This is a genomic window from Nocardioides aestuarii, assembly GCF_039527245.1.
GTDB lineage: Bacteria > Actinomycetota > Actinomycetes > Propionibacteriales > Nocardioidaceae > Nocardioides > Nocardioides aestuarii.
The window spans coordinates 2,918,038-2,944,404 of the sequence record NZ_BAAAJT010000002.1; the positions used below are offsets into that span (position 1 = coordinate 2,918,038).

At 72.5% G+C, this 26,367-nt stretch carries 24 protein-coding genes; 16 read left to right on the forward strand and 8 right to left on the reverse strand.

Features of this window, described 5'->3' with window-relative positions; genetic code table 11:
* Nucleotides 1-45: 45 nt before the first annotated feature.
* Nucleotides 46-627: a GNAT family N-acetyltransferase gene (locus ABD091_RS14705; RefSeq protein WP_343919730.1), complete on the reverse strand. Its 582-nt coding sequence runs from the start codon at nt 625-627 to the stop codon at nt 46-48.
* 81 nt (nt 628-708) lie between these two features.
* Between ABD091_RS14705 and ABD091_RS14710 the strand changes: the two genes are divergently transcribed.
* The 14 genes from ABD091_RS14710 to ABD091_RS14775 all read left to right on the forward strand — a co-directional run bounded on the left by ABD091_RS14710 (nt 709) and on the right by ABD091_RS14775 (nt 17,321).
* Nucleotides 709-2,373: a methylmalonyl-CoA mutase family protein gene (locus tag ABD091_RS14710; protein WP_343919732.1), complete on the forward strand. Its 1,665-nt coding sequence runs from the start codon at nt 709-711 to the stop codon at nt 2,371-2,373.
* A complete protein-coding gene (scpA, locus tag ABD091_RS14715) occupies nt 2,370-4,514 on the forward strand; it encodes a methylmalonyl-CoA mutase (protein WP_343919734.1) in 2,145 nt (714 codons plus the stop codon). The genes ABD091_RS14710 and scpA overlap by 4 nt, the downstream gene beginning before the upstream one ends.
* A gap of 5 nt (nt 4,515-4,519) precedes the next feature.
* Entirely contained in the window at nt 4,520-5,512 is a 993-nt protein-coding gene (meaB, locus tag ABD091_RS14720) for a methylmalonyl Co-A mutase-associated GTPase MeaB (RefSeq protein ID WP_343919736.1), read from the forward strand.
* 187 nt (nt 5,513-5,699) lie between these two features.
* On the forward strand, nt 5,700-6,785 hold the full coding sequence (locus ABD091_RS14725) for a ScyD/ScyE family protein (protein WP_343919738.1): 1,086 nt from the start codon (nt 5,700-5,702) through the stop codon (nt 6,783-6,785).
* Nucleotides 6,786-6,905: 120 nt separating this feature from the next.
* Complete coding sequence (locus tag ABD091_RS14730; RefSeq protein WP_343919740.1) at nt 6,906-8,102, forward strand: amidohydrolase; 1,197 nt, start codon at nt 6,906-6,908, stop codon at nt 8,100-8,102.
* Nucleotides 8,103-8,210: 108 nt separating this feature from the next.
* Nucleotides 8,211-9,284: a BMP family lipoprotein gene (locus tag ABD091_RS14735; protein WP_343919742.1), complete on the forward strand. Its 1,074-nt coding sequence runs from the start codon at nt 8,211-8,213 to the stop codon at nt 9,282-9,284.
* A gap of 136 nt (nt 9,285-9,420) precedes the next feature.
* Nucleotides 9,421-10,989 carry an ABC transporter ATP-binding protein gene (locus ABD091_RS14740; protein WP_343919744.1) on the forward strand — a complete coding sequence of 523 codons (1,569 nt, stop codon included), beginning with the start codon at nt 9,421-9,423 and terminating at the stop codon, nt 10,987-10,989.
* Nucleotides 10,986-12,086, forward strand: a complete 1,101-nt coding sequence (locus tag ABD091_RS14745; protein ID WP_343919746.1) for an ABC transporter permease — start codon at nt 10,986-10,988, stop codon at nt 12,084-12,086. The genes ABD091_RS14740 and ABD091_RS14745 overlap by 4 nt, the downstream gene beginning before the upstream one ends.
* A complete protein-coding gene (locus tag ABD091_RS14750; protein ID WP_343919748.1) occupies nt 12,083-13,336 on the forward strand; it encodes an ABC transporter permease in 1,254 nt (417 codons plus the stop codon). Before ABD091_RS14745 ends, ABD091_RS14750 begins: the two co-directional genes overlap by 4 nt.
* Nucleotides 13,333-13,743 (forward strand): cytidine deaminase, encoded by a 411-nt coding sequence (locus ABD091_RS14755; protein WP_379189829.1) that lies wholly within the window; start codon nt 13,333-13,335, stop codon nt 13,741-13,743. The genes ABD091_RS14750 and ABD091_RS14755 overlap by 4 nt, the downstream gene beginning before the upstream one ends.
* Nucleotides 13,715-14,878, forward strand: coding sequence for a cytochrome P450 (locus tag ABD091_RS14760; protein ID WP_343919750.1), 1,164 nt, complete (start codon nt 13,715-13,717; stop codon nt 14,876-14,878). Before ABD091_RS14755 ends, ABD091_RS14760 begins: the two co-directional genes overlap by 29 nt.
* 4 nt (nt 14,879-14,882) lie before the next feature.
* Nucleotides 14,883-16,163, forward strand: a complete 1,281-nt coding sequence (locus ABD091_RS14765) for a thymidine phosphorylase (RefSeq protein ID WP_343919752.1) — start codon at nt 14,883-14,885, stop codon at nt 16,161-16,163.
* Between the two features lies 1 nt (nt 16,164).
* Nucleotides 16,165-16,989 (forward strand): GNAT family N-acetyltransferase, encoded by an 825-nt coding sequence (locus tag ABD091_RS14770; protein WP_343919754.1) that lies wholly within the window; start codon nt 16,165-16,167, stop codon nt 16,987-16,989.
* Nucleotides 16,990-17,072: 83 nt separating this feature from the next.
* Nucleotides 17,073-17,321: a hypothetical protein gene (locus ABD091_RS14775; protein ID WP_343919756.1), complete on the forward strand. Its 249-nt coding sequence runs from the start codon at nt 17,073-17,075 to the stop codon at nt 17,319-17,321.
* A 70-nt stretch (nt 17,322-17,391) separates the two neighbouring features.
* Here the strand turns inward: ABD091_RS14775 and ABD091_RS14780 are convergent, their stop codons facing one another.
* The gene (locus ABD091_RS14780) at nt 17,392-17,844 is read right to left on the reverse strand and encodes a MaoC family dehydratase (protein WP_343919758.1); all 453 of its coding nucleotides are present in this window, start codon (nt 17,842-17,844) and stop codon (nt 17,392-17,394) included.
* 18 nt (nt 17,845-17,862) lie between these two features.
* Here ABD091_RS14780 and ABD091_RS14785 point away from each other — a divergent pair, with 18 nt between their 5' ends.
* Nucleotides 17,863-18,939, forward strand: coding sequence for an adenosine deaminase (locus ABD091_RS14785; protein WP_343919760.1), 1,077 nt, complete (start codon nt 17,863-17,865; stop codon nt 18,937-18,939).
* Here the strand turns inward: ABD091_RS14785 and ABD091_RS14790 are convergent.
* From ABD091_RS14790 to ABD091_RS14800, 3 genes are read right to left on the reverse strand one after another with little or no spacing between them, the layout of a single operon-like run.
* Complete coding sequence (locus ABD091_RS14790) at nt 18,905-20,734, reverse strand: glycosyltransferase family 39 protein (protein ID WP_343919762.1); 1,830 nt, start codon at nt 20,732-20,734, stop codon at nt 18,905-18,907. The two genes, ABD091_RS14785 and ABD091_RS14790, sit on opposite strands and share 35 nt — an antisense overlap.
* A 26-nt stretch (nt 20,735-20,760) precedes the next feature.
* Entirely contained in the window at nt 20,761-21,384 is a 624-nt protein-coding gene (locus tag ABD091_RS14795) for an ATP-binding protein (protein WP_343919764.1), read from the reverse strand.
* Complete coding sequence (locus ABD091_RS14800) at nt 21,369-22,259, reverse strand: oxygenase MpaB family protein (RefSeq protein WP_343919766.1); 891 nt, start codon at nt 22,257-22,259, stop codon at nt 21,369-21,371. The genes ABD091_RS14795 and ABD091_RS14800 overlap by 16 nt, the downstream gene beginning before the upstream one ends.
* A gap of 147 nt (nt 22,260-22,406) precedes the next feature.
* Between ABD091_RS14800 and ABD091_RS14805 the strand changes: the two genes are divergently transcribed.
* A complete protein-coding gene (locus tag ABD091_RS14805; RefSeq protein WP_343919768.1) occupies nt 22,407-23,393 on the forward strand; it encodes a zinc metalloprotease in 987 nt (328 codons plus the stop codon).
* Between the two features lie 3 nt (nt 23,394-23,396).
* Here ABD091_RS14805 and ABD091_RS14810 read toward each other — a convergent pair whose 3' ends face one another.
* The 3 genes from ABD091_RS14810 to ABD091_RS14820 all read right to left on the reverse strand — a co-directional run bounded on the left by ABD091_RS14810 (nt 23,397) and on the right by ABD091_RS14820 (nt 26,367).
* The gene (locus ABD091_RS14810) at nt 23,397-23,912 is read right to left on the reverse strand and encodes a hypothetical protein (protein WP_343919770.1); all 516 of its coding nucleotides are present in this window, start codon (nt 23,910-23,912) and stop codon (nt 23,397-23,399) included.
* Nucleotides 23,913-24,046: 134 nt separating this feature from the next.
* Entirely contained in the window at nt 24,047-24,928 is an 882-nt protein-coding gene (locus tag ABD091_RS14815) for an aldehyde dehydrogenase family protein (RefSeq protein WP_343919772.1), read from the reverse strand.
* Complete coding sequence (locus ABD091_RS14820; protein WP_343919774.1) at nt 24,928-26,367, reverse strand: aldehyde dehydrogenase family protein; 1,440 nt, start codon at nt 26,365-26,367, stop codon at nt 24,928-24,930. Before ABD091_RS14820 ends, ABD091_RS14815 begins: the two co-directional genes overlap by 1 nt.

Here is a 26,367-nt window from a genome sequence, read left to right on the forward strand (position 1 = left end):
AGGGTGGGGCTCGCGGCGCTCCGCGACAAGGGATTCGGTCCGAGCTCAACCGGTGGGCTGGACCACCGTGCCGTGCAGGCACACGTCGTGGCGGCGTACGACGCCGTCGGGTCCGCGCAACGGCAGGAACCCGCGGCGGACGCCCTCGCGCTCGAACCCGGCGGCGAGCGCGACCCGGCACGACGCCTCGTTCTCGGTGCTGTGGTCGAGCTGGACTCGCGCCAGGCCGCGCCCGTCGGGGTCCATCAGCCAGCGGGTGAGGAGCACGATCGCCCGGCGGCCGACACCGCGGCCGCGGGCGTCGGGGTGCACGACGTAGCCGAGGTCGGCGACCGCCATCCGCTCCGAGGCCGACCAACGCCAGGAGATGTCGCCGAGGAAGACGTCGTCCGCGTCGGTGATCGCCAGGGTGCCGGGCTGGCGGTCGGCCCACGCCCGCGAGGAGGCGGCGATCCGCTCGGCCAGCTCGGCCACGTCGGCGGGCAGCGGCACGAACGCCGGTGAACCCCAGCGCTGCTGGTCGGGGTCGTGCAGCATCTCGAGCAGCCGCGGTGCGTCGCCCTCACGGAGGGGGCGCAGCCGCACGCCCGTGCCCTCGTCGATCCCGCCGTCGATGTCCTCGGTCACGCCCGGAGCCTACGGCCGTGGGGGCGGGGAAACATCACACTCGGTGGCCCCCGGTCCGGGCCCCCTCCTATCGTTCGCCCCATGCCTACCGATGCGTCCGTCGAGGGCGGGCTCGACGAGCCGACCGAGCTGGAGCCCGACCAGGGCTCGCTCGCGCTCGCCGACCCGGCCGACGACCACACCCGCGCCGACTGGGAGGCCGCCGCCGCGGCCGTGCTGCGCAAGGCCGGCCGGCTGGCCGAGGACGACGGGGACGACCTCGTCTGGGAGCGCCTGACCCGCACCACTCTCGACGGCCTCGCCGTCCCGCCGCTCGGCACTCCCGACCTGCTCGAGGAGCTCACCACGTCCGGCCGCCCCACGCGCGCGGCCGGCTGGCACGTCCGCACCCGGGTCGCCGACAACGAGACCGCCCTCGCCGACCTCGACACCGGTGCCACCGCGCTGACCGTTCCCGCGACCGCCGACCTCGAGGCGCTCCTCGAGGGGGTGCTGCTCGACCTCGCCCCGGTGGTCGTCGACGCCGGCGACGCGACCTCGGCCCGGGCGTTCCTGGCGGTGCTCGCCGACACCACTCCCGCCGACGGCACGAACCTCGGGGTCGCCGCCACCGGCGCCGACCTGGTCGAGGTCGCCCGACTGGCCCGCGACGCCGGCGTCCTGGCGGCCGTCGTCGACGGCACCGCCGTGCACGACGCGGGGGCCTCCGACGTGCAGGAGCTCGGCCGGGTGCTGGCCGACGCGGCGGCATACCTCCGGACCCTGTCGGGCGCCGGGTTCAGCGTCGACGAGGCCGCGGGCCTCGTGGAGTTCCGCCTGTCCGCGACCGACCACCAGTTCCCGACCATCGCCAAGCTGCGCGCCGTGCGTCGGCTGTGGGCGCGGATGCAGGAGCTCAGCGGCGTCGACGCCCCGGTGCCGATGCGGCTCCACGTCGTGACCAGCCGCGCGATGCTGAGCCGCTACGACCCCTGGGTCAACATGCTGCGCACGACGGTCGCGGCGTTCGCCGCGGGCGTGGCCGGCGCGGACGCGGTCACGGTGGTGCCCTTCGACAGCCCGCTGGGCGAGCCGGACGCGTTCGGGCGCCGGATCGCCCGCAACACCTCCCACCTGCTGATGAGCGAGTCACACCTCGGCCGGGTCGCCGACCCGGCCGGCGGGTCCTACGCCGTGGAGAAGCTGACCGACGACCTGGCGGTCGCCGCCTGGGCCGAGCTGGGGCGGATCGAGGCCGACGGGCTCGACGCGTTCGACGCCCGGGTGGCCGAGACGGTGGCCGCGCGCGACCGGGCGGTCGCGACGCGGAAGCAGCCGCTGACCGGCCTGACCGAGTTCCCGAACCTCGCCGAGACGCTCCCGGAGCGGTCGGGCGAGGGCGACGACGTGCGGCGCTGGGGTGCCGCCTTCGAGGCGCTGCGCGCCGAGCCGGCGACCTCGCCGGTGCTGCTGGCGACGCTCGGCCCGGTGTCGGCCCACACGGCCCGCGCCACCTTCGCCACCAACCTGCTGGCGGCCGGCGGCATCGCCGTGACCTCCGAGCCCGACGGGGCACGCGTCGCCGTCGTGGCCGGCACCGACGCGGCGTACGACGAGGAGGGAGCCGCGCGGGCGGCGTCGCTCCGCGAGGCCGGGGTCGGCTGGGTGGTGGTCGCGGGCAGACCGCGCGACTGGGCCGACGACTCCTGCGCGCTCGGCGTCGACGCCCTCGACTTCCTGACCAGGACCAAGGAGCGGCTGTCATGAGCGTCCCGGAGAGCTTCGCCGGCCTCGACCTCGCGAGCGGTGGGTCGGCCGCTGCGCCGGCAGCCGGCGAGCCGTGGCTGAGCCCCGAGGGGATCGAGATCCTGCCGTCGTACGGTCCCGAGCACCTCGAGGGGCTCGATGCGCTGGACACCTGGCCGGGGCTGAGCCCGTTCCTGCGGGGGCCCTACCCGACGATGTACACGACCCAGCCGTGGACGGTCCGGCAGTACGCCGGGTTCTCGACCGCCGAGGAGTCCAACGCGTTCTACCGCCGCAACCTCGCGGCCGGCCAGAAGGGGCTCAGCGTCGCCTTCGACCTCGCGACCCACCGCGGCTACGACTCCGACCACCCGCGGGTGCGTGGCGACGTCGGCATGGCGGGCGTGGCGATCGACTCGATCTACGACGCCCGGACGCTCTTCGAGGGCATCCCGCTCGACCAGATGTCGGTGTCGATGACGATGAACGGCGCGGTGCTGCCGGTCATGGCGCTCTACGTCGCGGCGGCCGAGGAGCAGGGGGTGAAGCCGGAGCTGCTCGCGGGGACCATCCAGAACGACATCCTCAAGGAGTTCATGGTCCGCAACACCTACATCTACCCGCCGGCGCCGAGCATGCGGATCATCTCCGACATCTTCGCCTTCACCGCCGAGCGGATGCCGCGCTTCAACTCGATCTCGATCTCCGGCTACCACATGCAGGAGGCCGGGGCGACCGCCGACCTCGAGCTCGCCTACACGCTTGCCGACGGCGTGGAGTACCTCCGCGCGGGCCTCGACGCCGGCCTCGAGATCGACCGGTTCGCCCCGCGGCTGTCGTTCTTCTGGGCGATCGGCATGAACTTCTTCATGGAGGTCGCGAAGATGCGCGCGGCCCGGGCGATCTGGGCCCGGCTCGTGCGCCAGTTCGACCCCCAGAACCCCAAGTCGCTCAGCCTGCGCACCCACTGCCAGACCTCGGGCTGGTCCCTGACCGCCCAGGACGTCTTCAACAACGTCGGCCGTACCTGCATCGAGGCGATGGCCGCCACCCAGGGACACACGCAGAGCCTCCACACCAACGCGCTCGACGAGGCGATCGCGCTGCCGACCGACTTCTCGGCGCGGATCGCCCGCAACACCCAGCTGCTGCTCCAGCAGGAGAGCGGGACGACCCACACCATCGACCCGTGGGCCGGGTCCTACTACGTCGAGCGGCTGACCCACGACCTCGCCGAGCGGGCCTGGGGCCACATCCAGGAGGCCGAGCAGGCCGGCGGCATGGCCGCCGCCATCGAGCAGGGCATCCCGAAGATGCGGATCGAGGAGGCCGCGGCCCGCACCCAGGCCCGGCTCGACTCCGGACAGCAGCAGCTGATCGGCGTCAACACGTTCCGGCTCGCGGCCGAGGACCGGCTCGACGTCCTCAAGGTCGACAACGACGACGTCTACCGCCAGCAGGTCGCCAAGCTCGAGCGGCTGCGGGCCGAGCGCGACGACCGCGAGGTCGAGGACGCGCTGCACGCCCTGACCGGCGCGGCCGAGAGCGGCGAGGGCAACCTGCTCGAGCTCGCGGTCGGAGCGGCGCGGGCGAAGGCGACGGTCGGGGAGATCTCCGGCGCGCTCGAGAAGGTCTACGGCCGCCACCAGGCCGTGATCCGTACGATCTCGGGCGTGTACCGCGACGAGTCCGGCAGCGACGGTCCCGTGCAGCGGGTCATCGAGGCTGCGGCGGAGTTCGAGGAGCACGAGGGACGCCGGCCGCGGATCCTGGTCGCCAAGATGGGCCAGGACGGCCACGACCGCGGGCAGAAGGTCGTCGTCTCCGCCTTCGCCGACATGGGCTTCGACGTCGACGTGGGACCGCTGTTCTCCACGCCCGAGGAGGTCGCGCAGCAGGCGGTCGACGCCGACGTGCACATCGTCGGCATCTCCTCGCTGGCCGCCGGCCACCTCGCGCTGCTGCCGCAGCTGCGATCGGCGCTGGCCGGGCTCGGTCGCGAGGACGTGATGGTCGTCGTCGGCGGCGTGATCCCGCCCGACGACGTCCCGACGCTGAAGGAGATGGGCGCGGCTGCGGTGTTCCTGCCCGGCACGGTCATCGCCGAGTCGGCGCTCGACCTGCTCCACGCGCTGTCGGAGCAGCTCGGCCACGGGGCCTGACGCCGGTGGTCGACGTCGCGGCGCTCGCCGAAGGGGTCCGCGCGCGGCAGCGCGCGTCGGTCTCCCGGGCGATCACGCTCATGGAGTCGAGCAAGCCGGCCCACCGGGCGCTGGCGCGCGAGCTGCTCGGCCTGCTCGAGCCCGAGCGGTCGACGACCGCCGTGCGCGTGGGCATCTCCGGCGTGCCCGGCGTCGGGAAGTCGACGTTCATCGAGCAGCTCGGCACCCGGCTGACCGCCGCGGGCCACCGGGTCGGCGTGCTCGCGGTCGACCCGTCCAGCGTGCGGACCGGCGGGTCGGTCCTCGGCGACAAGACCCGGATGGGCCGGCTGGCGACCGATCCGGATGCCTTCGTGAGGCCGTCGCCCTCCGCCGGCACCCTCGGCGGCGTCGCCCGTGCCACCAGCCAGGCGATGCAGGTCCTCGAGGCGGGTGGCTACGACGTCGTCCTCGTCGAGACGGTCGGCGTCGGCCAGTCCGAGGTCACCGTCGCCGGGATGGTCGACAGCTTCCTCTTCCTCACCCTCGCCCGCACCGGCGACCAGCTCCAGGGCATCAAGAAGGGCATCCTCGAGATCGCCGACGTGATCGCGGTGAACAAGGCAGACGACCAGGGTGGTTCGGACAGAGCGGGCGAGGCCCGCTCCGCGGCCCGCGAGCTCGCCGGGGCGCTCCGGCTGGTCCGGGGGCACGGCGAGTGGGCGCCCCCCGTCGTCACCTGCTCCGGGCTGACCGGCGACGGCGTCGACGACGTCTGGCAGCGGGTCGAGGCCCACCGCGAGCACCTGGGTGCTGACGGCCTGGCCCGCAAGCGGGCCGAGCAGCAGCTCGACTTCACCTGGTCCCTCGTGCGCGACGAGCTCGCCGACCGGCTGCGCCGCTCACCCGGGGTCGCCGCGGTCCGGGAGGACGTACGCCGCCGCGTGCTGGCCGGCGAGCTGACCGCCCCGCTGGCGGCCGACGAGCTGCTCGCGGCGTACGACCGCGTGGGGGAGTGAACGGCGCGAACTGCCCCTGAAGTGGGTATGCCGAGCGCTGTCAGGGACCACCAGACTGCCGGTGACGGCGGGGGCCCTCACGGCTCGGGGAGGCGTCCCGTCACGACCGGGACAGCAGTCCCTGTCCGGCGGGACGCGGTGCGCGGGAGCCTCCGTGGCATCCACACCAACGGAGGGAACCAGCACCATGCGTCTGAACAAGCGCAGCACCCCGCTCGCGGTGGCCGCCACGGCCATCGCCCTGATCGGATCGACGATCGCGCCCGCCCAGGCCGGCGTCGAGCCCGAGGTCGTCGCCGGCGGCCTCGTCACCCCGCTCAGCGTCGCTGTCGCGGGTGACGGCGACATCTACGTGTCGCAGAACTTCGCCGGTCTGCTCACCCGCGTCCCGTCCGGCGGCGGCGACCCGGTGGTCGTCTTCGCCCACCCCGACGGCGCCGAGGTCGGAGCCGTGTCCGCAACCGCCGACGGCGCCGTCTTCGCCACCACGGGCGGCACCCGGCGCAGGCCGAACGCCCACCTCTGGTCGCTGGCCGAGGGCGCGGAGGGCCCGACGAAGCTGGCGAACCTGTACCGCTACGAGAAGCGGGTCAACCCCGACGCCGGCAACACCTACGGCCTCGTCGCCCGCCGCGGGTGCCTCAAGCAGGTGCCGCCGTTCGTGCGCCCCTACCAGGGCATCATCGAGGCCCATCCCTACGCCACGGCGCGGGGCGAGGGCGTCACCTACGTCGCCGACGCGGCCGGCAACTCGGTGCTCGCCGTGCCCGACGGCGGCGGCACGAGGACGATCGGCATCCTGCCCCCGACCCGGGTCGAGATCACCCGGGCGATCAAGCGGGAGTTCGGCCTGCCGAAGTGCGTGATCGGCAAGACCTATCGCGCCGAGGGCGTGCCGACCGACGTCGAGACGGGTCCGGACGGAGCTCTCTACGTCACCTCACTTCCCGGCGCGCCCGGCGAGGGCCTGCCGACAGGCCGGATCTACCGCTTCGACCCCGAGGACGGATCCCGCACGGTCTACGGCCGCGGCCTCGTCAGCCCGACCGGTCTGGCGATGACGCCGGACGGCACGGCCTACGTCGCCCAGCTGTTCGCGGGCTCCATCGTGCAGATCCCGGTCGACGGGGCGACCACGGAGTTCGCCCAGGTGCCGTTCGTGGGTGACGTCGAGGTCGCCGACGGCTCCCTCTACGCCACCGACACCGACCTCGGCAGCGACGGCTCCGGGCCGCCGGCCGGCAAGGTGCTGCGCTGGACGCTGGCGCCCTGACCGGGTGCCTCGTCGGGTCCGGGTGCGCGCCCCGGCGCGCGCCCGGACCCACGCGGGGTCGCGGGGAGCAGGTGGACTCGGCGGTGGGCGGTGAGGTCGGTGGACTAACCTCGTCGGGACATGCAGATCCCCACCACAGACCCCTCCAGCACCATCGACGCCGTCGTCGAGAAGTGCGCCGACGACCTCGTCGAGCTCCGTCGTGACCTCCACGCCCACCCCGAGCTCTCGTGGGACGAGCACCGCACCACCGAGGTGGTCGCCGAGAGGCTGGCCGCCGCGGGCGCCGACGTACGCCGCCTCGAGGGCACCGGGCTGCTCGTCGACATCGGCGACGAGGGACCGCTGGTCGCGCTGCGTGCCGACCTCGACGCGCTACCGGTCGAGGACACCACCGGGCTGCCGTGGGCCAGCACCGTGCCGGGCGTGGCCCACGCCTGCGGCCACGACGTCCACACCGCCGGCCTCGTCGGGGCCGGCCTGGCCCTCAGCGAGGTGCACCACCGGGGCCAGCTACCGGGACGCGTGCGGCTGCTCTTCCAGCCGGCCGAGGAGGTCATGCCGGGGGGCGCGCTGCGGCTGATCGAGCAGGGGGCCCTCGCCGACGTGCGCCAGATCTTCATGCTCCACTGCGACCCCAGCCTCGACGTCGGGGAGGTCGGGCTGCGTGACGGTGCCCTGACCGGGGCGGCAGACTCGCTCGCCGTACGACTCGCGGGTCGCGGCGGCCACACCTCCCGGCCCCACCTCACCGAGGACCTCACCTTCGCGCTCGGCAAGCTCGTCGTCGAGCTGCCGGCGATCCTCTCGCGCCGCCTCGACCCCCGCGCCGGGGCGAGCGTGGTCTGGGGCCTGGTCCGGGCCGGCTCGGCCCCCAACGTGATCCCCGGCGGCGGCTACGCCGCGGGCACCATCCGGATGCTCGATGCCGGGGCCTGGGCCGACGCCGAGGCGCTGGTGAGGGTCCTGATCGACGAGATCGTGGCCCCCTACGGCGTGACCGCCGAGATCGACTACAAGCGGGGAGTCCCGCCGGTCGTCAACGACCACGCGTCGGCCCGCCTGCTCGGAGACGCCGTACGCCGCGTGCTCGGCACGGACGGGCACGTCCCGACCGCCCAGAGCCTCGGTGGGGAGGACTTCGGCTGGTTCGTCGAGCGCGTGCCGGGTGCGATGGGCCGGCTCGGCACCCGCACCCCGGGTGGGCCGACCTACGACCTCCACCAGGGCAACCTGACCGTCGACGAGCGCGCCACCCCGATCGGCGCCCGGGTGCTGGCCGAGGCGGCGGTCACCGCTTTGGTCACCACTCGGTAACAACCCCGCGAATATCCCTGGGGCGGCCTTGCGCGGGCACCTCCCGACACTAGGGTGTGCGCGTGTTCCCGCGCCTGTTCAGCGGCGCGGCCTAGTGGAGGAGGCATCTTGCGTCGTCTGACCAAGATCGGTGCAGCCTCGGCAGTGCTCGTAGTGGCGCTGGCCGGCTGTGCCCAGGATGAGGGTTCCAACGGCGGCGGCGGTAGCGCGTCGGAGGACCTGTGTGCGGGCGACGGGGACGGCCCCAAGGTCGGTCTCGCCTACGACGTGGGCGGTCGCGGTGACCAGTCCTTCAACGACGCCGCTGCGGCCGGCATGAAGGAGGCCGTCGACGAGCTCGACGCCACCTGCACCGAGGCCGAGGCCCAGGACGGCGAGGCCGAGTCGGCCCGCGAGGACCGGCTGCGCACGCTGGCCGACGAGGGCCACAACCCCATCGTCGGCGTCGGCTTCGCCTACAGCGAGGCCGCCAACGCGGTTGCCCCGGACTACCCGGAGGTCAACTTCGCGGTCATCGACGGCTTCGACCCCGATGACGAGCCCAACGACAACGTGGCCTACCTCGGCTTCGCCGAGAACGAGGGCTCCTTCCTCGTCGGCGTCGCCGCGGCGCTCACCACCGAGGCCGACCACGTCGGCTTCGTCGGCGGCGTCAACACCCCGCTGATCCAGAAGTTCGAGGCCGGCTACGTCGCCGGTGTCGAGGCGGTCAGCAAGGACATCACGGTCGACGTCCAGTACATCGAGGAGTCCGACCTGGCCGGCTTCAACGACCCGGCCGGCGGCAAGGCCGCCGCGACGGCGATGTACGACGGCGGCGCCGACGTGGTCTACCACGCCGCAGGCGGCTCGGGTGCCGGTGTCTTCGACGCCGCGGTCGAGGCCGGCGACGGCATGTGGGCGATCGGTGTCGACTCCGACCAGTACCTCACCGCGTCCGCCGACGCGCAGCCGCACATCCTCACCTCGATGCTCAAGCGCGTCGACACCGCGACCTTCAACATGGTCCAGTCGATCGCCGACGAGGAGCCCCTGGTGAGCTACCAGACCTACGACCTGGCCGCCGATGGCGTGGGCTACTCCACGTCGGGTGACTTCCTCGACGAGGACACCATCGGCCAGATCGACGACTACGCCGACCAGATCAAGTCCGGCGACATCGAGGTCCCCGACACCCCCTGATCACGGTCTCCGACCGTCACCGGGAGTGACTGAGCCGGACCCGGGGCCACGCGGTAGCGTGACCCCGGGTCCGTGCCGTCCGGGGGTTGCAGGTGAGGGCCCCGAACCAGAGAACAACGTCGTTCCGAGGAGCACGATGAACGCCAGTCCCACGGCCAGCCCCACGGCTGCCACGGACGCGATCCAGGTCAGGGGAGTCGGCAAGCGCTTCCCCGGCGTGATCGCCAACCACGACGTCGACATCACGATCCGCAGCGGTACCGTCCACGCCCTGATCGGTGAGAACGGTGCCGGCAAGTCGACGCTGATGAAGATCCTCTACGGCGTGCAGAAGCCCGACGACGGCACGCTCGTCGTGGGCGGCGAGGAGGTGTCGTTCGGCTCTCCGACCGACGCCATCGCCCACGGCATCGGCATGGTGTTCCAGCACTTCATGCTGGCCGACAACCTCACCGTCCTCGAGAACGTCGTGCTCGGCGCCGAGAAGATCCACGGCATCGGAGACGCCGCGCGCCGGCGCATCGTGGAGATCTCCACCGCCTACGGATTCGACCTCGACCCCGACGAGCTGGTCGAGGACCTCGGCGTCGGCGAGCGGCAGCGCGTGGAGATCCTCAAGGTCCTCTACCGCGGCGCGAAGATCATCATCCTCGACGAGCCCACCGCGGTGCTCGTGCCGCAGGAGGTCGACGCCCTCTTCGGCAACCTGCGCGAGCTCAAGGCCGAGGGCCACACCATCCTCTTCATCTCCCACAAGCTCGACGAGGTGCTGGCGATCGCGGACGACATCACCGTGATGCGTCGTGGCACCACGGTCGGTGAGGCCCACCCGGGCGAGGTCACCAAGCGCGAGCTCGCCGAGCTGATGGTCGGCTCCGAGCTGCCCACGCCCGAGAAGACCGCCTCCACGGTCACCGACGAGGTGCAGCTCGAGATCGAGGGGCTCACCCTCACCGACGCCTTCGGCCGCGACCTGCTCTCCGGCATCGACCTGACCATCCACAAGGGCGAGGTGCTCGGCATCGCCGGCGTCGAGGGCAACGGCCAGGCCGAGCTCGTGGAGACCGTCATGGGCATGCGCAAGCCGACCGCAGGGGTGATCCGAGTCGGCGGCGAGGACATCTCCGACTGGGACACCCGTGAGCGCCGCGAGGCCGGCATCGGCTACATCCCCGAGGACCGCCACCGCCACGGCCTGCTGCTCGACGCGCCGCTCTGGGAGAACCGCATCCTCGGCTTCCAGAGCCGCGAGCCCGCCTCCAACGGCTTCCTCATCAACCGGTCCGGTGCCCGCGAGGACACCCAGCGGATCGTCGAGGAGTACGACGTGCGCACCCCGGGCATCGACACCAACTCCCGCGCCCTCTCCGGCGGCAACCAGCAGAAGCTGATCGTCGGCCGCGAGATGAGCGGCAACCCGGTGCTGGTGCTCGCCGCCCACCCGACGCGCGGCGTCGACGTCGGTGCGCAGGCCGCGATCTGGGGCCACATCAAGAAGGCCCGTGAGGAGGGGCTGGCGGTGCTGCTGATCTCCGCCGACCTCGACGAGCTGATCGGCCTCTCCGACCGGATCGAGGTGATCCTCCGCGGTCGGCTGGTCGGCGAGTTCGACCCGCAGACCGTCACGCCGCAGGACCTCGGGTCCGCGATGACGGGCGGTGCCGACGAGCCCGCCGACGACCAGACCCAGGAGGACCGGGCATGACCGCCGTCCGCCGTGTGCTCGGCGCGCTCGTCGCGCCGCTCGTGGCCGTGGTTGCCGCCATGGCGATCACCAGCATCGTGATCATGGCCTCGGGCAGCAGCCCGGGCGACTTCTGGGAGGTGATCCTCGAGCCGCCGGCCGACCGCACGATGGTCAACATCGTCAACCAGACGTCGATGATCTTCCTCTCGGCGTTGGCTGCCGCCATCGGCTTCCGGATGAACCTGTTCAACATCGGCGTCGAGGGCCAGTACCAGGTCGCCTCCTACGCCGCCGCCGTCACCGTCGGGGCGGCCTTCGTGCCGGGTCTGCTCAACGTCGTCCTCGGCCTGGTCGTCGCCATGGTCGCCGGTGCCGCCTGGGCCGGCATCGCCGGCCTGCTGAAGGTGACGCGCGGTGTCTCCGAGGTGATCTCGACGATCATGCTCAACGCGATCGCGGTGACGCTGGTGGGCTACCTGCTCAACACCTACGGCATCCGCGCCGGCAACTCGCTGCGCACCACGGAGATTCCCGAGAGCAGCCAGCTTGCGGGCTTCACGCCGTTCCTGGACCGCGACGGCTCGATCTGGACGCTCTCGATCCTCGCCGTCGTCGCGGGCATCGGCTTCTCCTTCCTGCTCAACCGCACCAGCTTCGGCTTCGACCTGCGGGCCACCGGCGCGTCCGAGACGGCCGCGGTCGCCTCCGGCGTGAAGGTCAATCGCATGGTGATCATCTCCATGATGATGTCCGGCGCGATCGCCGGACTGATCTGGATGCCGGCCTTCTTCGGCGCCGCCCACACCTACGGATCGACGTTCCAGTTCCAGCTCGGCTTCACCGGCATCGCGGTGGCGCTGCTCGGCCGCAACCGCCCACTCGGCATCGTCTTCGGTGCGCTGCTCTTCGCCTTCCTCAACGAGCAGTCCAACCGGCTCACGCTGCTGACCGACATCTCCCAGAACGTCGTCCAGATCACCCAGGGCGTCATCGTGCTCGCCGTCGTCGTGGCCTACGAGGTCGTGCGCCGCCGCCAGCAGGCCGCCGAGCAGAACGCCGTGAAGCGGCAGCTCGACGCCGCCAAGCCCTCCGACGACAAGGCGGTCACCGCATGAGCACCCTGACCGCGACCCCCGCGCCGCCGACCTCGCAGCGCGCCGGTCAGAACTACTGGATGTGGCTGCTGGTCGGCCTCGGCGTCCTCGTCGCCGTCTCGGCGGTGCGCGTCATCACCGGAGCCCACGAGATCGACACCCCCGGCAGCCTGCGGGCGGCGCTGATCGCCACCTGCCCGATCCTCATGGCCGCCCTCGGCGGCCTGTGGTCGGAGCGGGCCGGCGTCGTCAACATCGGCCTCGAGGGCCAGATGATCCTCGGCACCTGGGGTGCCGCCTACTTCACCTACTACTACGGGCCGTGGGTGGGCATCCTCGGCGCGGCGCTGCTCGGCGCGATCGGCGGCGCTCTCCACGCGCTGGCGACCGTCACCTTCGGTGTCGACCACATCGTCTCGGGCGTCGCGATCAACATCATCGGCCTCGGCGCCTCCAAGTTCTTGGCGGAGGCCTACTTCGCGAACCTCCAGGGCGGCGGCGTCCGCCAGCTCACCGGCCTCGACAGCCCACCGAGCGTCACGATCCCCGGCCTCTCCGACGGGGCGGTCGCGCTGGCCGACCAGCGGTGGTTCGTCATCTCCGACGTCGCGTCCGTCGTCGCCGCCTTCACCACCCGGGTCAACCTGATGACGGTCCTGTGCTTCGCGCTCGTCGGAGTGTCGGCGTACGTGCTCTGGAAGACGTCGTTCGGCCTGCGGCTCCGCTCCTGCGGTGAGAACCCGCAGGCCGCGGAGAGCCTCGGCGTCAACGTGCTGCTCTACAAGTGGGTCGCGGTCACGACCTCCGGTGCGATGGCCGGCATCGGCGGCGGCTTCCTGGCGCTCGTCGCCTCGAGCGGGTTCGTGACCGGCCAGACCAACGGCCGTGGCTACATCGGCCTCGCGGCGATGATCTTCGGCAACTGGCGCCCCAGCGGCATCCTCACCGGCTCGCTGATGTTCGGCTACACCGACAGCCTGCGGCTGCGCTCCACCGGGGCCATCCACGCGCTGCTGCTGCTGGTCGCCATCGGCCTGATCGCCTTCGCCGTGTGGAAGCTGGTCAAGACCCGGCAGACGGTCCAGGCGATCGTCTTCGCGGTCGCCGGTGGGCTGTTCCTGCTGTGGTTCCTCGCCACCGACGCGGTGCCGCGGGAGTTCGCCGGGATGACGCCCTACCTCGCGACCCTGCTGGTCCTGGCCTTCGCCTCCCAGCGTTTGCGGATGCCCAAGGCCGACGGACAGGTCTACCGCAAGGGCAGCGCGGGGTGACCGACCTGCCCGACAGCTTCGGCGACGCCGACTGGGAGCGGCTCCACGAGGCCGCGGTCGAGATCATGGGCCGTGCCTACGCGCCGTACTCCTCCTACCCGGTGGGGGCCGCCGCACGCGTGGACGACGGCCGGCTCGTGGTCGGCTGCAACGTCGAGAACGCGGCCTACGGCGTCGGCCTGTGCGCGGAGTGCGGCATGGTCTCCTCGCTCCACGCGAGCGGGGGCGGCCGGCTCACCCACGCCGTCTGCGTCGACGGGCAGGGCGGGGTGATCATGCCGTGCGGCCGCTGCCGCCAGCTGCTCTTCGAGAACGGCGGGCCGTCGCTGCTGCTGATGACCGGCGCCGGCGTACGCCGGATGGACGAGGTGCTGCCGGATGCGTTCGGTCCCGACAACCTCGCTTGACCTCGGCGCCCCGGAGGTCGTCGCCGACCCCTACCCGTTCCTCGCCGAGGAGCGGGCTCGGCACGCAGTGGCGTGGCACGAGCCGTCGCAGTCCTACCTGACGTTCACGCACGCGACCGTGTCGACCGTGCAGCGCACCCGCACCCTGGGCCGGCTCTGGCACGACAGGCAGCCCGCGGACGTGATGGAGCCCTTCAACCTGCTCCACCGCAACCAGATGATGGAGAACGAGCCGCCCGAGCACACCCGGCTGCGCCGGCCCGTCGCCTCGGCGTTCGCCCGGGGCCACGTCGAGCGGTTGCGGCCCCGCGTGCGCGCGCTGGCCACCGAGCTCCTCGACGAGGTCGACCCGACGGGCTTCGACGTCGTCGAGGCCTACGCCGAGCCGTTGCCGGTGCTGGTGATCGCCGAGCTGCTCGGCGTGCCCGCGACCTACGCGCCCCAGCTGCGCGACTGGTCGCAGGCGATCGTGCGGATGTACGAGCCGTCGCCGTCGCCGGCCGTGACGGCCGCCGCCGTGGCCGCGGCCGTCGAGTTCGCGGGACTGGTGCGTGAGCTGATCGGTGACAGGCGGCGTACGCCCGCGGACGACCTGATCAGCGACCTGGCCGCCACCGGGCTCTCCGAGGACGAGCAGGTCGCAGCGGTGGTGCTGCTGCTCAACGCCGGCCACGAGGCGTCGGTCAACGTCTTCGGCAACGGTCTCGTGGCGATGCTCCGACGTGGGCTGGTCCCCGGTGGTGACGTGGCGCTGACGGTCGAGGAGATGCTGCGCTTCGACTCCGCGCTCCAGCTGTTCGAGCGCACCGCCACCGAGCCGGTCCAGGTCGGTGACGTGGTGCTCCAGCCCGGCGAGAAGGTCGCCGCCCTGCTCGGCGCGGCCAACCGCGACCCCGCCGTCTTCGCGCGACCCGAGGAGTTCGACGTCGCGCGCGACCCCAACCCCCACCTCGCCTTCGGGGTCGGCGTCCACTTCTGCCTCGGCGCGCCGCTGGCGCGGATGGAGCTGGTGGAGTCGGTGGGGGCCCTGTTCGACCGGTTCCCCGACCTCGGCCTCGCCGCCGAGCCGGAGAGCCGGGGCACGTTCGTCCTGCGCGGCCACCGCTCGGTGCCGGTGCAGCAGAAGGGAAGGTAGATCCATGCACGACGCGGTCGAGGTCATCCTCGCCAAGCGCGACGGCCACGGGCTGTCCGACAGCCAGATCGACTGGGTGGTCGACGCCTACACGAAGGGTGACGTCGCCGACGAGCAGATGTCGGCGCTCGCGATGGCGATCCTGCTCAACGGCATGGACCGGCGCGAGATCAGCCGCTGGACCGCGGCGATGATCGCGTCAGGGGAGCGGATGGACTTCGGGGCGCTGTCGTGCCCCACCGCCGACAAGCACTCGACCGGTGGCGTCGGCGACAAGATCACGCTGCCCCTGGCGCCGCTCGTGGCCGCCTGCGGCGTCGCGGTTCCCCAGCTCTCCGGCCGGGGTCTCGGCCACACCGGCGGCACGCTCGACAAGCTCGAGTCGATCCCCGGCTGGCGCGCCGCGCTCTCCAACGACGAGATGATGGCCCAGCTCGAGTCGGTCGGCGCGGTGATCTGTGCCGCGGGCGACGGGCTCGCCCCCGCCGACAAGAAGCTCTACGCGCTGCGCGACGTCACCGGCACCGTCGAGGCGATCCCGCTGATCGCCTCCTCGATCATGTCGAAGAAGATCGCCGAGGGCACCGGGGCGCTGGTCCTCGACGTGAAGGTCGGCTCCGGTGCCTTCATGAAGGACCTCGGGCGCGCCCAGGAGCTCGCCGAGACGATGGTCGCGCTCGGCACCGACGCCGGGGTCCACACCGTCGCCCTGCTGACCGACATGAGCACCCCGCTCGGCCACACCGCCGGCAACGCCTGCGAGGTCGCCGAGTCCGTCGACGTGCTCGCCGGCGGCGGTCCGGCCGACGTCGTCGAGCTGACCCTCGCCCTCGCTCGCGAGATGCTGGCCGGCGCCGGTCGCTCCGACGTCGACCCGGCCGAGGTGCTCGCCTCCGGTCGCGCCATGGACGCGTGGAAGGAGATGATCCGTGCCCAGGGCGGTGACCCCGACGCCCCGCTCCCGACCGCCCGCCACACCCACGACCTGGTCGCGCCCGCCAGCGGGACGCTGACCCGGCTCGACGCGATGGCGGTCGGCATGGCGGCCTGGCGCCTCGGGGCCGGCCGGGCCCGCAAGGAGGACCCGGTGCAGGCCGGGGCCGGCGTCGTCTGGCACGCGCGTCCGGGTGACGCGGTGACCGAGGGCCAGCCGTTGCTGACGCTCCACACCGACGACGAGGCGCGGTTCGAGCGCGCGCTCGCCTCGCTCGACGGCGGCTTCGACATCGAGTCGGAGGCGGCGTACGAGGCGACACCGCTGGTGCTCGGCCGGGTCGCGCCCTGACATGGACCCGCTCGACCCGGACCGCGTGCGCGCCGCGGCAGCGCGGTGGGTCTGGGTGCCGGTCGACGCGACCGAGGTCGAGTCCGACGACTACCGGCTGACCCACTACACCGACTACACCAGCGTGCAGTGGTCGCGGACGTCGCGGCCGCTCGGCGAGGTGCTCGACGAGGTCGTCGACCACGCCCGCGCGGCGGGCCGGCCGACGCTGCGGTGGTGGGTCGACGAGCGCACCGTGCCGGCCGACACCGACCAGCAGCTGGTCGGCCTCGGGCTGGAGGAGGTCGAGCGGCTGGTCGTGCTCGCGCTCCCGCTGAGCGCCGAGCTCGACGTCCCCGACGGCGTCGAGGTCGTGGAGGTGACCGACCGGGCCGGCCTCGAGCTCGCCGGCCGGATCCAGGCCGAGGTCTTCGACATGTCTCCGCCGACCCCGGCGCAGGTCGAGGACATGCTCGCCGCGGTGTCACGCCCGGAGTCGGAGCGCCTGGTCCGGTGCTACGTCGCCCACGTCGACGGTGTCCCGGTCGCGTCCGGAGGGAGCACGGTCGACGGCGACGCCCTGCGGTTCTGGGACGGGTCGTGCCTCCCGGCCTACCGGGGGCGTGGCGCGTACCGCGCGCTGGTCGCCCGCCGGATCGCCGACGCCCGGCCCACGACCGCGGACTTCGCGCTGGTCAAGGCCGTCGACGACACCTCCGCCCCCATCCTCACCCGCCTCGGCTTCACGCCGTACGGCCTCCAGCGCTGCTTCTCCCTCTCCCTGCGTCGAGCCGCGGGGGAACGGTCCCCGGGAGAAGGTCCGACCCCGCGGATCACGGCGTCGTGACCGGGCCGTGAGTCGATCGCGACCGGGTGCCGTTGCACTGGTGGCATCCCGGTGGTCACCGGGCCTCAACGAAAGGGACTGCCATGCACACCACTCTTCTCCGGGCGGCCGCCGCTGCGGGCGCCGCTGCACTCCTCGTCCTCACCCCGGGCCCGGCCAGCGCTGCCGGGGAGCCGGCCGACGAAGCCTCCTGCCTCGCGAGGGTGTTCCAGGCGCAGGCGGTGGAGGCGCCCCGGACTGTCGCCGCCCGGATCCTCGAGATCAGGGAGTTCTACCTCGGGGACGACGCGTTCGGTCAGGTCCTCCAGCCGCTGGCGCACGACCGGTGCTGACCTGAGCCGCCCCGGGTCGGTGCGACCGGGGCTGCTCACACCGGTCATCTGCCGCGCGGCGACTCGCCGCTCAGGGCAGCAGGAGGACGACGGTCTCGGCGACGCAGGCGGGCTTGTCGACGCCGTCGATCGCGATGACGTGGCCGAGCACGAGCTGCTTGCCGCTGGGGAGGTCGGTGACCTCCTTGACCGAGACGGTGCTGCGGACGCGCGCCCCGACCGGCACCGGCGAGGGGAAGCGGACCTTGTTGACGCCGTAGTTGAGCTTGGCCCCCGGGGTGTCGAGGGCGAAGACCTGGGCGCCGAGCAGAGGGATCAGCGACAGCGTCAGGTAGCCGTGGGCGATCGTCCCGCCGAACGGGCCTGACGCCGCGCGCTCGACGTCCACGTGGATCCACTGGTGGTCGCCGGTGGCGTCGGCGAACTGGTCGACGCGCTCCTGGTCGATGGTCAGCCAGTCGCTGGTGCCGAGCTCCTCGCCGATGGCGCCGCTGAGCTCGTCGAAGCTGGTGAAGGTCCGCATGGCTGGAAGGATAGGCACGTGACCACACCCACTCGTGACCAGGTACGCCGCGCGCCGAAGGTCCTGCTGCACGACCACCTCGACGGCGGACTGCGCCCGGCGACCGTGCTGGAGCTGGCGGGGGAGTGCGGCCACGCGCTGCCCGACGGCATCACCGACGCGGCCGAGCTCGGGCGCTGGTTCGCGGCCGCGGCCGACTCCGGGTCGCTGGTGCGCTACCTCGAGACCTTCGACCACACCGTCGGGGTGATGCAGACGGCGGCTGCGCTGACACGCGTCGCCCGCGAGTGCGTCGAGGACCTCGCCGACGACGGTGTCGTCTACGCCGAGGTGCGCTACGCGCCCGAGCAGCACGTCGAGGGCGGGCTGTCGCTCGACGAGGTCGTCGCCGCCGTGCAGACCGGGTTCGACGAGGGCAGTGCGGGCCGGCGGATCGTGGTGCGCCAGCTGCTGACCGCGATGCGCCACCAGGCCCGCTCCAACGAGATCGCGGAGCTCGCGGTCGCGTGGCGCGACCGTGGCGTGGCGGGCTTCGACATCGCGGGGGCCGAGGCCGGCCACCCGCCCACCCGTCACCTCGACGCCTTCGAGTACCTCCAGCGCGAGAACGCCCACTTCACCATCCACGCGGGCGAGGCGTTCGGGCTGCCGTCGATCTGGCAGGCGATCCAGTGGTGCGGGGCCGACCGGCTCGGTCACGGCGTCCGGATCGTCGACGACATCACGGTCGACGAGGACGGGGAGGTCCGGCTGGGCCGGCTGGCGGCGTACGTGCGCGACACCCGGATCCCGCTGGAGATGTGCCCGGCGTCGAACGTGCAGACCGGTGCCGCCGCCAGCATCGCCGAGCACCCCATCGGGCTGCTGACGCGGCTGCGGTTCCGGGTCACGGTCAACACCGACAACCGGCTGATGAGCCAGACGTCGATGACCGAGGAGATGTGGTCGCTGGTGGAGGCGTTCGACTACACCCTCGACGACCTGCGGTGGTTCACGATCAACGCGATGAAGTCGGCGTTCCTGCCCTTCGACGAGCGGCTGGCCCTCATCGACGAGGTCATCAAGCCGGGCTACGCCGCACTTTCTTCCCGCTGACCGCGTCGGGGGCCCGCAGCGAGCTGCGCAGCCGCCGCTTCGCCACGGTGTCGCAGACCTCGCGCTCCTCCTCGGAGGGCTGCGCGGAGCAGACGCGGTCGAGGACCGCCTCCGCCTCGTCGTCGCGCTGGCGGCGGTCGAGGATCCGGGCGACCACGATGGCGTTGGGCACCGCCTCGGCCGGCCCGTAGGCGTCGACGAGCGCGGTCATCGCGGCGAGCACGCCGTTGAGCCCGGTCTCGTCGCTCGTGGGCTCGTAGAGGACCAGGTGGGGCATCCGGCTCACCACGCGGTAGCCCGCGACCTCGCCGTCCCACGCGGGGTCGGGTGGGTCGGTGCAGGCCACGTTGCTGGTGCAGGCGGCGTCCATCACCAGGAGGTAGACCGGCGCGGTCCGCGGCAGGTCCTGGAGCCGGGTCCGGGTGAGCTGGTTGGCGGTGACGACCTGGGTGTCGGCCGGCAGGTAGCCGCGGCTGCGGCCGATGAACGCCTGCCGCCAGCTGCCGACGGCTCCTGGCCCGTCGAGGACGACCAGGGCGTCGTCGGGGACCTCGGCCGCCAGGACCGAGCCCGCGCGCCGGAAGTCGACCGCCTCGTCCTGGGTGAGCACCGAGCGGGTCAGGGAGAGCTGGCTCACGACGAGGGCCGCGACCAGGCCGAGGACGGGGAGCCGCAGCCAGACCGGCCGGGACAGTCCCCAGTGGGCCACGACGGCGACGACGACGGCGACGGCCGGGGTGAGGAAGTAGGCGAACCGGACGCGGTAGTCGCGCAGTCCCTCGGGAACGACCAGCAGGAAGGCGACGAGGAAGACCAGCGTGCCCGCGACCAGGGGCAGCCACCACCAGCTGCGCGCCAGCATCCGACGGGTCGAGCCGACGACGAGCGCCAGGCCCACCACGGCCAGGGTGAGCGGCCACCACGGGAACCACTCGGCGTAGAGGGGCAGGACGGTCTGGCGCGCGGCTGTGAGGGCCGGGCCGAACCGGTCGACGACCCCCAGCGGGTCGACGAGGCTCTCGCCCTGGCTGGTCGCGGACTGGGAGAGGAGCGCCAGCAGCATCAGGGTGCCGCTGGTGACGAGACCGAGCAGCAGCGCTCCGCAGAGCGCCCAGGCCCGGGTGAGCGGCCAGCGCTCGACGACGCCGGCGGCGAACAGCGCCACGGCGGCCGTCGTGAGGAAGACCGACGGCTCCGGCACCCGCGCGAGCGGCAGCGCGGCGGCGAGGGCGGTGGCGAGCAGCAGCCACCGGTAGCGCCCGGTCTCGAGCCAGCGCGTGCCGACCGTCGCACAGGCGACCATGAGGAACAGGGGGAGCGCGTAGGGCCGGGCGTAGGCGGAGTAGCGGACGAAGAGCGGAGCGGTCGCGAGGAAGACGAGGCCGAGGGTGCCGCCCCAGCCGAGCCGCCAGCGGCGTACGAGGACTGCCACGAGGGCCAGCGTCCCGACCCCGCACGCGAGCGGCACCAGCCGCTGCTCGAGCTGGCCGACGCCGACCAGTCGTTGCACGAGGGCGCCGAGGAGGGGGTCGAGAGGGGGCTGCCGGGTGCCGGACACGGCGCTGCGCAGGTCGGAGCCGTAGGGCTCGACCTGGACCCACTCGTTCTGGTTGTAGGGCTGCTGCAGCGCGGCCAGCCCGATCAGCGCGCCGCCGGCGAGCACGACGAGGACGTCGACGACCGCCCGCAGCCGCGGCGCGCGCCCGACGGAGGCCTCCTCCGCGGGCTCGAGCTTCTCGTCGTGATCGTCGTCGATGACGACGTCGGCCTGCTGCTCCTCACTCGCGTCCCCCACGGCCTCCACTGTGCCAGCGGGCGGCGTCAGCGGGCGGCGCGGGGTTGGCGCGTCGCGCCCTGCAACGCCCTGACCTCGGCGTACGCCGTGTCGGTGTCGACGCGCTCGCAGCCGAGCGCGACGGCGTGACGCACGACCTCGCCCTGGTCACGCATCAGCGCCCAGCCTCGTCGCAGCAGCACGAGCGGTGGCTTGCGGTGCTCGCGCAGGTCGCGGGTGAGCCGGCGCCACCAGGTGACGAGCGGGTGCTGGGTCACGCAGTAGGCGGCTGCCAGCAGCCCCTCACGGGCGCAGGCGGGCACGACTTCCTGCGCAAAGATGCCCTCGGCCACGAAGAGCGGGCTGCCGTCGAGGTCGAGCCCCTGGGCGCCGCACCGGCCGCTGCGCGAGATGTCGTAGACCGGCACCTCGGCACGACCCTCGGTGCAGAGCAGGCGGATCGCCGCCATCGCGTCGTCCGGGAGCCAGGAGTCCGGGTGGTCCCAGTCGGTGAGGCCCGCGTTGGCGCCCTCGGTGAGGGTCGGCAGCGAGGGATCGGCCTCGTCCTTGTAGAAGTCGTCGAGGCGCAGCACCGGCAGGCCGAGCCGCTCGGCGAGCCGTGACTTGCCGGCGCCGGAGGGGCCGGCGAGGACGATCACGCGTGAGGACACCGGGTCATTGTGCCGTAGGGCTCGAACGTGCCGAGCGCGGCCACGTCGTAGCCGGCGGGGTAGGAGCGGATGTTGCCGACGTCGCGCGCGTGCTGGGGGAGGAGCCGCGGCGGCCGCCGTCGCAGCCAGGCGTTGCGGGCCTGCAGGGCGACCCGCGCCGTACGCCGTTCGGCCGCCGTGGGGCGGGGGTAGCGGAACGCGTCGAGGAGGGCGTCGTCCATGTAGGCGCGGGAGAACCGGATCACCGCTGCGGCCGGTGCGTGGTGGTTCGGCGGGAAGGTCGCCATCAGCCGCAGGGTCGCGTCGGCGACCTCGCGGGCGCGAGGGTCGTAGCCGAAGTGGTCGGCCTCGTAGGCGTCCATCGCGCCGCCGAAGTCCTGCCAGGTCGCGGGGATGTCGCGGATGCCCATGTGGCGGCCGAGCTCGGTGTAGTAGCGGGCGGAGGCCTGCTTCTCCTTCTCCGTCATCGGACGCCAGCCGTGCTCGTCGAGCCACCGGATGGGCACGGCGACGAACGTGCACAGCACGTAGCGCAGGTCGTCGGGCGAGATGTCGTACATCGCGTGCATCCGGTTCATCCGGCGCAGCGCCCGTCGGCCCTCCTCGGAGTCGAGGCCGTGCTCCCCGATGTGGTCGAGGATCAGGGCGGTGTCGTCGTAGCGCTTCTGCGTGCGTGAGGTGAACTCGCCCGTGTCGTGGAGGAGCACGCCGATGCTCGGCACGGCGTAGGTCCGGAAGAGCGCGAAGGAGAGTGCCTGGTTCATGTCCCAGGGGAACTCGTGACGGGCGGTGATGCCGTAGATCCGGGCGTGGTCGGTCTCGACGTCGAGCTCGTCGAGACGGCGCAACCAGAGGTCGCGGGGCAGCCGGCTCATCGTGACAGTATCGCTGTCATGATCGAGCGGGGCAACGGTCAGCCCTTCCCTCCGGCAGGTTTCGGGGGATACGTTGCTCGCGGCGACCGGGGACCGCCCGGCCGCGCACGGTCCCACCCCGTGCCGCCCGCCTGGAGGAACCCTGCCGTGAACCTGCGCCGTACCGCCGCCGCCCTGTCGGCCGCTGCCTTCGCCAGCACCATGCTCGTCGGGGCCGCCGCCCCGGCCACGATCGCCCAGGGGTCCTCGCCGGGCGTCGACGCCTGCGACGACCACGCCGGCGAGTCGTCCGGCGCCCGGGTCAAGCACGGCGCCAAGAAGGCGGTCGAGCCCGCCCTCTACAAGGCCAAGGACGCGAAGAAGTACGGCGTCATCAAGGACGCCCCGTACCTCGGTGACGGTGCGGTGACGATCGAGACGGTCTTCCACGTCATCACCGAGCAGAAGCTGTCGCCGGCCGCCAAGGCCGAGTACGTGGCGCGGATCGACGACCAGGTGCAGGTCCTCAACGACGCCTACTCGGGGGCCACCGGCGGTGCGGACTCGCCGTTCCGCTTCGAGCTGACCGACACCACCTGGACCGCCAACCCGACCTGGGCCCACCTCACGCCGGGCAAGGGCGAGGTCGCGCCGAAGAAGGCGCTCCACGTCGGCGGCTCCGAGACCCTCAACGTCTACACCGCCGACATCGGGGGCGGGCTGCTCGGCTGGGCCTACTTCCCCAAGGACTACAACAACGGCCACGACTGGCGCGACGGCGTCGTCATCCTCGACGAGTCGATGCCGGGCGGCAGCCTGAACTACCCGCGCGAGGGCTCCGACGTGGTGGACTCCTACAGCCAGGGCGACACCCTCACCCACGAGGTCGGTCACTGGCTGATGCTCGAGCACACCTTCGCCGGGGGCTGCTCGGCCTCGGGCGACGGCGTGGCCGACACGCCGCGCGAGGCCTTCCCCCAGTTCGAGTGCGACCAGCCCGACGAGGCCTACGACTCCTGCCGCCAGCCGGGCCTCGACCCGATCCACAACTTCATGGACTACACCTACGACAACTGCATGTACGAGTTCACGCGCGGCCAGGCCGAGCGCATGAGCGACGCGTGGGTCGCGTTCCGCGCGGGCGGAAACGGCTGACAATCAGCCGGCGGGGGTGACCGTGAACCACGGTCGGTCCCACCCGCCGAGGCGGAGGTCGGCCCCCACGAACGCGTCGCGGTCGACCGTCGCCTCGGCGCCCGCCGACGGCTCGTAGGCGGTCAGCCGGTCGCCGGTGACGCCGAGCACGAGCACGACGTGGCGCGGCAGCCAGCTGCTGCCGACAAAGAGGGGGCTCGGTGCGTCGGTGTCGGTCAGCCGCTGCCACGCCGCCTCCCGGTCGACGACGAGCGTGACGTGGTGGGCGCCGCCGAGCTCGCGGGCCAGCGCCCAGGGCGTGGTGCCGAGGGCCCGGGGCCACGGGAGGCGGACCCGACCGGACCCGTCGAGGACGCGGTTGGTGCGCCGGTGCGTCCGCAGCGCCTCGTCAGCGAAGCGGGCGGCCGGGTCGCGGTCGGCGCGGAGCCACGCGTCGTACGCCGGGTCGCTCAGCATCCGCGCCCGGACCGCCACCGCCGACCCGCACGTCGTCGGGTCCGGCTGCCGGAACCTGGTCACACCCCTCAGGCTCCCACGGCGAGCCGTCACTGCCGCGGGCTTGAACAGCGCCGAGCCGTCACTCCCGCAGCATCCGGGCTGCAGAGGTGACGGCTCGCGGGGTGACACACCGTCAGAAGTGACGGCTCGCGCTGTCAGACGCCGATCGGGTGCCAGACGGTCTTGACCTCGAGGAACGTGGTCATCGGGTCGAGGCCGGGGTCGGCGGCCCAGTCGTGGGCCCCGGGGGCGCGGCGGACGCGCTTGAGGTTCTCGGCGGCGGCCTCCTCGAGCGAGGTGGCCAGCTCGGCGGCCAGGTCGTCGCCGGTGAGGCCGGTCAGGTCGAGGCCGTTGACGTCCATGTGGGCCGCCAGCCACGGCGCGGTGTCGCGCCGGTCGCCGGTCAGGATGTTGACCACGCCGCCGGGCACGTCGCTGGTGGCGAGGACCTCGGAGAAGGTGATCGCCGGCAGCGGCCGGCTGAACGACGACATCACGACCACAGTGTTACCGCTGACGATCGCCGGGGCGATGACCGAGACCAGGCCCAGCAGGCTGGAGTCCTCGGGGGCCACAACGGCGACCACGCCGGTCGGTTCGGGGGTCGAGAGGTTGAAGAACGGCCCGGCCACCGGGTTGGCGTTGCCGACGACCTGGGTCAGCTTGTCGGCCCATCCGGCGTACCAGACGAGGCGGTCGATCGACGCGTCGAGCGCGGAACCGGCGGCGGCGGCCGAGAGGCCCTCGGACTGGCGCAGCGCCTCGACGAACTGGGGACGGCGGTCCTCCATGACCTCGGCGATCCGGTAGAGGATCTGGGCCCGGTTGTAGGCCGTGCGGCCGCTCCAGCCCTTGACGGCCGACCGGGCGGCCACGACCGCGTCGCGGGCGTCCTTGCGCGAGGCCTTGGCGGCGTTGGCCACGAAGCGTCCCTTCGAGTCGTTGACGACGTAGGAGTGCCCCGACTCCGAGCGGGGGAAGGCCCCGCCGACGTAGAGCTTGTAGGTCTTCCGGACGTCGATGCGCGAGGTGGCCATCAGGCGTCGCCTCCCTTCAGGTACGCCGCAAGGCCGTGGCGGCCACCTTCGCGGCCGTAGCCGGACTCCTTGTAGCCGCCGAACGGCGAGGTCGGGTCGAACTTGTTGAACGTGTTGGCCCAGACGACGCCGGCGCGGAGGCTGTTGGCCATCTTGAGGATCCGCGAGCCCTTGTCGGTCCAGATGCCGGCCGAGAGGCCGTAGGGGGTGTTGTTGGCCTTCTCGACGGCCTCGGCGGGCGTGCGGAAGGTCAGCACCGAGAGCACGGGGCCGAAGATCTCCTCGCGGGCGATCCGGTGGGCCTGGGAGACGCCGGTGAAGATCGTCGGCGGGAACCAGAAGCCCTGGCTCGGGATCTCGCACGCCGGGGACCAGCGACCGGCACCCTCGCTCTCGCCGATGTCGGAGAGCTCCTTGATGCGGGCGAGCTGCTCGGCGGAGTTGATCGCGCCGATGTCCGTGTTCTTGTCGAGCGGGTCGCCGAGGCGCAGCGTGGAGACGCGACGCTTCAGGCGCTCGAGCACCTCGTCCGCCACCGACTCCTGGACCAGCAGCCGCGAGCCGGCGCAGCAGACATGGCCCTGGTTGAAGAAGATGCCGTTGACGATGCCCTCGACGGCCTGGTCGATCGGCGCGTCGTCGAAGACGATGTTGGCGGCCTTGCCGCCGAGCTCGAGGGTCACCTTCTTGTCGGTGCCGGCGACCGCGCGGGCGATGGCCTTGCCGACCCCGGTCGAGCCGGTGAAGGCGACCTTGTCGACGTCGGGGTGCTCGACGATCGCCTGGCCGGTCGCGCCGGCGCCGGTGACGATGTTGACGACACCGGCCGGGAGGTCGGCCTGCTGGCAGATCTCGGCGAAGAGCAGCGCCGTCAGCGGCGTGGTCTCGGCCGGCTTGAGGACGACGGTGTTGCCGCAGGCCAGGGCCGGGGCGATCTTCCACGCCAGCATCAGCAGCGGGAAGTTCCACGGGATGACCTGGCCGGCGACGCCGAGAGGCGTGCTGCCGTAGCCCGAGTAGTCCAGCTTGTCGGCCCAGCCGGCGTAGTAGAAGAAGTGAGCCGCGACCGTCGGGACGTCGACGTCGCGGGTCTCCTTGATCGGCTTGCCGTTGTCGATCGACTCCAGGACGGCGAGCTCGCGACCGCGCTCCTGGATGATCCGGGCGATCCGGTAGAGGTACTTGGCCCGCTCGCTGCCGGGCATCTTCGACCAGACCCGCGTGTAGGCACGGCGGGCGGCCTTGACCGCGCGGTCGACGTCGCCGGCGTCGGCCTCGGCGACCTCGGCCAGCACCTCCTCGGTGCTCGGGCTGATGGTCTTGAAGCTGGTGCCGTTGCCGTCGACGAACTCACCGTCGATGAAGAGGCCGTAGGAGGCCTTGATGTCGACGATGCTGCGCGACTCGGGGGCCGGTGCGTACTCGAAGGGGTTGCTCAT

Excerpts from the sequence above, each read along its gene's own strand:
- ABD091_RS14710 (WP_343919732.1), top strand. The coding sequence starts at position 709 with ATGCCTACCGATGCGTCCGTCGAGGGCGGGCTCGACGAGCCGACCGAG.
- scpA (WP_343919734.1), top strand. The coding sequence starts at position 2,370 with ATGAGCGTCCCGGAGAGCTTCGCCGGCCTCGACCTCGCGAGCGGTGGG.
- ABD091_RS14725 (WP_343919738.1), top strand. The coding sequence starts at position 5,700 with ATGCGTCTGAACAAGCGCAGCACCCCGCTCGCGGTGGCCGCCACGGCC.
- ABD091_RS14730 (WP_343919740.1), top strand. The coding sequence starts at position 6,906 with ATGCAGATCCCCACCACAGACCCCTCCAGCACCATCGACGCCGTCGTC.
- ABD091_RS14740 (WP_343919744.1), top strand. The coding sequence starts at position 9,421 with ATGAACGCCAGTCCCACGGCCAGCCCCACGGCTGCCACGGACGCGATC.
- ABD091_RS14745 (WP_343919746.1), top strand. The coding sequence starts at position 10,986 with ATGACCGCCGTCCGCCGTGTGCTCGGCGCGCTCGTCGCGCCGCTCGTG.
- ABD091_RS14750 (WP_343919748.1), top strand. The coding sequence starts at position 12,083 with ATGAGCACCCTGACCGCGACCCCCGCGCCGCCGACCTCGCAGCGCGCC.
- ABD091_RS14760 (WP_343919750.1), top strand. The coding sequence starts at position 13,715 with ATGCGTTCGGTCCCGACAACCTCGCTTGACCTCGGCGCCCCGGAGGTC.
- ABD091_RS14765 (WP_343919752.1), top strand. The coding sequence starts at position 14,883 with ATGCACGACGCGGTCGAGGTCATCCTCGCCAAGCGCGACGGCCACGGG.
- ABD091_RS14770 (WP_343919754.1), top strand. The coding sequence starts at position 16,165 with ATGGACCCGCTCGACCCGGACCGCGTGCGCGCCGCGGCAGCGCGGTGG.
- ABD091_RS14775 (WP_343919756.1), top strand. The coding sequence starts at position 17,073 with ATGCACACCACTCTTCTCCGGGCGGCCGCCGCTGCGGGCGCCGCTGCA.
- ABD091_RS14780 (WP_343919758.1), bottom strand. The coding sequence starts at position 17,844 with ATGCGGACCTTCACCAGCTTCGACGAGCTCAGCGGCGCCATCGGCGAG.
- ABD091_RS14800 (WP_343919766.1), bottom strand. The coding sequence starts at position 22,259 with ATGAGCCGGCTGCCCCGCGACCTCTGGTTGCGCCGTCTCGACGAGCTC.
- ABD091_RS14815 (WP_343919772.1), bottom strand. The coding sequence starts at position 24,928 with ATGGCCACCTCGCGCATCGACGTCCGGAAGACCTACAAGCTCTACGTC.
- ABD091_RS14820 (WP_343919774.1), bottom strand. The coding sequence starts at position 26,367 with ATGAGCAACCCCTTCGAGTACGCACCGGCCCCCGAGTCGCGCAGCATC.